This window comes from Ignavibacteria bacterium, from assembly GCA_016873775.1.
In the GTDB taxonomy this organism is placed as follows: domain Bacteria; phylum Bacteroidota; class Ignavibacteria; order UBA10030; family F1-140-MAGs086; genus JAGXRH01.
Genome location: VGWC01000108.1, coordinates 1 through 5,412, shown reverse-complemented (window position 1 = coordinate 5,412; position 5,412 = coordinate 1). Strand labels below are relative to the sequence as shown.

The 5,412-nt window shown below is 40.7% G+C and carries 7 protein-coding genes; all 7 read right to left on the bottom strand.

Annotated features, from left to right (window positions below; translation table 11 throughout):
- Positions 1 to 60 precede the first annotated feature (60 nt).
- On the bottom strand, positions 61 to 1,050 hold the full coding sequence (gene sucD / locus FJ218_10785) for a succinate--CoA ligase subunit alpha (protein ID MBM4167386.1): 990 nt from the start codon (positions 1,048 to 1,050) through the stop codon (positions 61 to 63).
- 65 nt (positions 1,051 to 1,115) lie between these two features.
- A complete protein-coding gene (locus FJ218_10780; GenBank protein ID MBM4167385.1) occupies positions 1,116 to 1,682 on the bottom strand; it encodes a hypothetical protein in 567 nt (188 codons plus the stop codon).
- Between the two features lie 168 nt (positions 1,683 to 1,850).
- On the bottom strand, positions 1,851 to 2,075 hold the full coding sequence (locus FJ218_10775) for a hypothetical protein (protein ID MBM4167384.1): 225 nt from the start codon (positions 2,073 to 2,075) through the stop codon (positions 1,851 to 1,853).
- On the bottom strand, positions 2,075 to 3,496 hold the full coding sequence (gatA, locus tag FJ218_10770; GenBank protein MBM4167383.1) for an Asp-tRNA(Asn)/Glu-tRNA(Gln) amidotransferase subunit GatA: 1,422 nt from the start codon (positions 3,494 to 3,496) through the stop codon (positions 2,075 to 2,077). The genes FJ218_10775 and gatA overlap by 1 nt, the downstream gene beginning before the upstream one ends.
- A gap of 63 nt (positions 3,497 to 3,559) precedes the next feature.
- Positions 3,560 to 3,736: a twin-arginine translocase TatA/TatE family subunit gene (tatA, locus tag FJ218_10765; GenBank protein ID MBM4167382.1), complete on the bottom strand. Its 177-nt coding sequence runs from the start codon at positions 3,734 to 3,736 to the stop codon at positions 3,560 to 3,562.
- 128 nt (positions 3,737 to 3,864) lie between these two features.
- Positions 3,865 to 4,638, bottom strand: coding sequence for a CDP-diacylglycerol--serine O-phosphatidyltransferase (gene pssA / locus FJ218_10760; GenBank protein ID MBM4167381.1), 774 nt, complete (start codon positions 4,636 to 4,638; stop codon positions 3,865 to 3,867).
- Between the two features lie 105 nt (positions 4,639 to 4,743).
- Positions 4,744 to 5,397 (bottom strand): phosphatidylserine decarboxylase family protein, encoded by a 654-nt coding sequence (locus FJ218_10755; GenBank protein MBM4167380.1) that lies wholly within the window; start codon positions 5,395 to 5,397, stop codon positions 4,744 to 4,746.
- Positions 5,398 to 5,412: the final 15 nt, after the last annotated feature.

Sequence of the window (5,412 nt, the reverse complement as noted above, 5' to 3'; positions counted from 1 at the left end):
TTTTGCTTTTTCACTTTCAGTGCATGCAAAATATATGTTATTACAAAATAGAAATCAAACTCACTTTTTTATTTTTGAAGTTACTCTCTTCGTCGGCGCTACTTTCTTTTCAACACTTTTCTTCACGCCAGAAACTTTCGTCGAAACGCTTTTCTTTCCCAGCACTTTCTCCATCATTTCGCCAAGCATTGCAGGACTTTCGACAACGTGAATTCCTGCTTCGCGCATCGCTTTGAATTTTTCTGCCGCAGTTCCTTTTCCACCGGAAATAATTGCGCCTGCGTGTCCCATTCTTCGTCCGGGAGGAGCGGTTTGTCCCGCAATAAATCCGACAACAGGTTTCTTCACATTCTTTTTGATAAACGCCGCCGCTTCTTCTTCCGCGCTTCCGCCGATTTCACCAATCATTACAATCGCATCGGTTTTGTCGTCTTCGTTGAACAGTTTTATCGCATCGAGAAATCGCGTTCCGATAATCGGGTCGCCGCCAATACCGATGCACGTTGATTGTCCGATGCCGCGCGTGGTGAGTTGATGCACGGCTTCATACGTGAGCGTTCCACTCCGCGAAATCAATCCCACGCGTCCCGGCTTGTGAATAAATCCCGGCATAATTCCGACTTTACATTCTCCCGGCGTAATAATTCCGGGACAATTCGGACCGATAAAACGCGTACCGACTTTTTGCGTGTAATCATACACACGAACCATATCGCGCGTGGGAATTCCTTCCGTGATGCACACAACGAGTTTGATTCCCGCGGCGGCTGATTCCATAATTGCATCGGCAGCAAATTGCGCAGGGACAAAAATCACCGATGTATCCGCGCCTACGTTATTTACTGCATCGGCAACGGTATTGAAAATCGGAACTGCTTTTTCAAACATATCTTTTTCGTTGCCTTTGTATTGCGAACCGCCTTTGCCGGGAGTTACGCCGGCAACAACGTTTGTTCCATACGCGAGCATTTGCGATGTGTGAAATGTTCCTTCGCCGCCGGTAATTCCCTGCACGACGAGCCGAGTTTTTTTGTTGACTAAAATTGACATAGGTTCAGTTAAAAGTTACAAATGTAAAATGTCCCGAAGGGATGCCTTCGGCAAAAAATTGTGTTTCAAGATTTAAACCATTTCAAGAATGTAGAAAGGTTTTCTAAAATTTTTTCGTTGCCTGTTTCTTCGGATAGTTTTTGTGTTGAAGAAATAATTGTTTCGATATTCAATTTCTTTTTTTGTCGTTGCATTACTGCTTGAATATCAGATTCGTCTATTCCATCGAAGCGCGCAAGTTTATATACGATGAGTTCTTCTGGTTGCACAATCGGTAATTGAACGTCAAACAACATGTGCCGTTTTGCTTTTTTGATTGACTGAAAATCAATACTGTATGATGCAATGCGAACATCAACCGAATATCGTTTTGTGTAACGCAGTTTTACAGAAAGTCCGCGATTGAGTCGAGAAATAATTTTTGGTTTTGAAGATTGCGTAACGGAAAATCCCTTTGCTGATGCACAAGCGATAAATTGTTCTGTTTGGTTTTGTTCGAGTAATAGAACAATGTCCGAATCCATTGTCATTCGTGGTCTTCCAAGAATTGATGCAGCGATTACTCCAATGACAACGTAAGAAATTTTGAGTTCATCAAGGCACAACTGCATTTGCCGAATTATTTCATCCATTTTGTCGCTCGAAGGAGAATTTCAGTTTGTGCAATTGCTTCTTTCATCGTCATCTTTTTCAAATCTTCCAGTTCTTCGCGTTTGATGTCGTTGTAACTTTCCAACGGTTTCATACCGATGAAGGTTTTTCTGCGAGAAATGTTTTTTCTTTTTTGTTTCATTTCGTGACTAAGATTTTCCGCTATGTAGAAAAACTTTATCTATAATTTCAAACGGAACATTTTCTGAGACAAATGTTTGTGCATCACATAGTAATTGTAGTTTCTCTTCCGGTGGAAGTTTCGCGAATGAATGTAGTTCTTCGTCTGAGATTTTTCTTACGCTTCCAGAAAGTCGGCAGATAATATCTTCAAGAAATCCTGAGTAATGATAATAATACGTTTCTCTGTCCATTAATTTTTCTCCAAACAATCCGCAACTTTCAATATCGTCGCTTCATCGAAATGTTTTCCGTAAAGTTGAAATCCAATCGGCAAACCATTTTGTGATTTTCCTGCGCGAACTGTTATTGCGGGAATCCCGGCGAGATTTGCAGAAACCGTGTACACATCTTCTAAATACATTTGTACAGGGTCAGAAGTTTTTTCTCCGATTTTAAAAGCGGTCGTTGGCGTTGCGGGAGAAACGATGATATCAACTTCTTTGTATGCGTTGATGAAATCGTTATAAATCAATCGTCGGACTTTTTGCGCTTTGCGATAATATGCATCATAATAACCGGCGGAAAGAACATACGTGCCAATCATAATGCGGCGCTTTACTTCTTCGCCAAAACCTTCACTGCGCGATTTCACATACATCTCGAAAAGATTTTTTGCTTTCTCTGAACGAAGTCCGTATCTCGCTCCGTCAAACCTCGAAAGATTGCTCGATGCTTCTGCCATTGCGATTATGTAATATGTTGGAATAACGTATTCAGCGTTCGGCATCGAAATTTCTTGTACCGTTGCGCCGTTCGATTTCAAAATTTCTACTTGCTGAAAAATTGCTTTGCGAATTTCTTCATCAAGTCCATCACCAAAATATTCTTTTGGAATACCAATTTTCAAACCTGAAATTTTTCCATTCAACGCTTCAACATAATTCGGAACAGAAACATTAGCCGAAGTCGAATCGTGTTCATCGTATCCGGCAATAACATTCAAAACTCTCGCAATGTCTTTCGCGCAATTTCCGAAAACACCAATTTGGTCGAGCGAGGAACCGTACGCAACCAAACCGTAACGCGAAACTCTTCCGTACGTCGGCTTCAAACCAATCACTCCGCACAACGCTGCCGGTTGACGAACTGAACCGCCGGTATCACTTCCAAGCGCAGTTACACACATATTCGCCTCAACAGCAACAGCAGAACCGCCGCTTGAACCACCGGGAACACGTGTTTCATCGTGTGGATGTAAAACTGTTCCATACGCAGAATTTTCTGTTGAGGAACCCATCGCAAACTCATCGAGATTTGTTTTTCCAACAAACACAACATCAGCATTTTTGAGTCGCTGAATTGCGGTTGCATCATACAATGAAACAAACTCTTGTAAAATTCTTGAGCCGCACGTCGTAACTTCATCTTTGAAACAGATATTATCTTTCGCTGCCATAATCATTCCCGCAAGCGAACCGGAATTTCCATTCGCAATTTTTTTATCAACTTCTTGCGCGTTGCTCGTTGCTTTTCCATCAAACACATTGAGAAACGCATTGAGTTTTCGCTTCTCGTTTATTGTTTGAAGAAATTGTTTCGTGAGTTTTTCGACGGAAGTTTTGCGAGAAGAAAGTTCTTCTTTGATTGAATCGAATGTTATCATTGAATTCATTTGCCACAAAGACACGAAAACACAAAATATTTTTTTTGCGTCATTGCGGCTTTGCGAGAGAAATTACTTTTTCTCTGTGCTTTCTTTTTCGATTTCGTCTTGAATATCGCGCGCGGCTTTACGAAATTCGCGTACGCCTTTTCCCAATCCCTGCGCAAGTTCTGGAATTTTTTTTGCGCCGAAGAAAATGAGAACGATGAGTAATATCAATATGATTTCTGTTGTGCCGATGTTGCCCATAAGATTATCTTTCTAATTATTTCTTAAAATTATTTTCTGTCAATACTATAAACTCTATTTTTTGCCAAAGGAATTTGCAATTCAACATTTGTAGTTTTTTCTCACTGCTCATTGCTTCTCACTCCACGCTAAATATCCACACGCGAGATTTCCGCATCTTCATCGTCTTCCTCTTCATCCAAAGCCGATGTTCGCAAGTGTTTGAACAACGCGACGAACCAACGAATGATTCCAGAAAGCAAATACAATACAAACACGGGAAACAACGCCGCGCCTTTTGTAAAAATTATGATGAATGCCGCGAAGGTAACAATCGTAAATTTTGCGGGATGAAGTTGAATATCGCGCGTTGTAAATTTCGGAAGCGTATCGTAGCGAACTGTTGAAATCATTGCAAGAGAAACAACCACAACGAGAGGCGCAAGAAATTCGGATTTTGAAATAGTGAGCATCGGAAATAACGATTCAAAATCTGTTGCAAGAAATGAACAGAGAACCGCCGCTTGTGCAGGAATTGGAAGCCCGGTAAAATATTCTTTATCAAATCCCGAAAGTTGCACATTGAAACGCGCAAGACGAATTCCTCCGCAAATCATCGGCAACGAACTGATTAACACTCCCATACTTCCCCACGTGTTGAATTGATATTGATACACGAGAAACGACGGCGCAACACCAAACGTAACGACATCTGAAAGCGAATCAAATTCAACACCGAACTTGCTCGATGATTTTGTGAGCCGCGCCATTACGCCATCAAGTGAATCGAACACTGCGCCCAAAAGAATAAAAATTACTGCATTCAGTACATCATTTTTTACGGAATATGTCATCGAAAGAAATCCGCAAAACATATTCAACGTTGTAAATAAACTTGGAACAACTGCGCGGGTAATTCTCATTGATATTTTAGATTTGAAATTTTATATTTTAGTTTTCAAAAACTTGCGACTTGTAACTCGTAACTCGTAACTCGTAACTCGTAACTTGTAACTCGTAACTCGTAACTATCTCTTCGGCATCATCGCAATCACTGTTTCACCGGCAACAGTGATATCGCCAAGTTTCACTTTGATTTCAGAATGAAGCGGAAGCAGCACATCAACGCGCGAGCCGAATTTTATCATTCCGAATCGTTCTCCGCATTTTGCAATGTCGCCGACATTCAAATTTGCAACAATTCTTCTTGCAACAAATCCTGCAATTTGTTTAAAAAGAATTTTTCCGTAATTCGTTTCTAAACCAATCAAGGTTCGCTCGTTCACTTCCGAAGATTTATCTTCAAACGCAACCATAAATTTGCCAGGAATATGTTGAAAGAAAGCAACTTTGCCGTCCATCGGAAATCTGTTCACGTGTACATTCAATGGCGACATAAAAATAGAAATCTGTTTTGCTTTTCCTTTTAGAAATTCTTTTTCTTCAACTTCTTGAATGAGAACAACTTTTCCGTCAGCGGGAGAAATTACACCGCATTCAATGTTTGGCGTTGTGCGATTCGGGTCGCGGAAAAAGTTAAGCGAGAAAAGAAAAAGCGCGGCAGAGAAAATCCAAATTGTCCAACGGAATATATCGGACGAAAGAAAACTTCCTACGTAAATTCCGATGAGAGAAATTCCACAAATAGTAAAAAAAACGTCGTAACCGTATTTGGTAATCAATGCTTGTTATCGTGT

Excerpts from the sequence above, each read along its gene's own strand:
- pssA (MBM4167381.1), bottom strand. The coding sequence starts at position 4,638 with ATGAGAATTACCCGCGCAGTTGTTCCAAGTTTATTTACAACGTTGAAT.
- FJ218_10775 (MBM4167384.1), bottom strand. The coding sequence starts at position 2,075 with ATGGACAGAGAAACGTATTATTATCATTACTCAGGATTTCTTGAAGAT.
- tatA (MBM4167382.1), bottom strand. The coding sequence starts at position 3,736 with ATGGGCAACATCGGCACAACAGAAATCATATTGATATTACTCATCGTT.
- sucD (MBM4167386.1), bottom strand. The coding sequence starts at position 1,050 with ATGTCAATTTTAGTCAACAAAAAAACTCGGCTCGTCGTGCAGGGAATT.
- gatA (MBM4167383.1), bottom strand. The coding sequence starts at position 3,496 with ATGAATTCAATGATAACATTCGATTCAATCAAAGAAGAACTTTCTTCT.
- FJ218_10780 (MBM4167385.1), bottom strand. The coding sequence starts at position 1,682 with ATGGATGAAATAATTCGGCAAATGCAGTTGTGCCTTGATGAACTCAAA.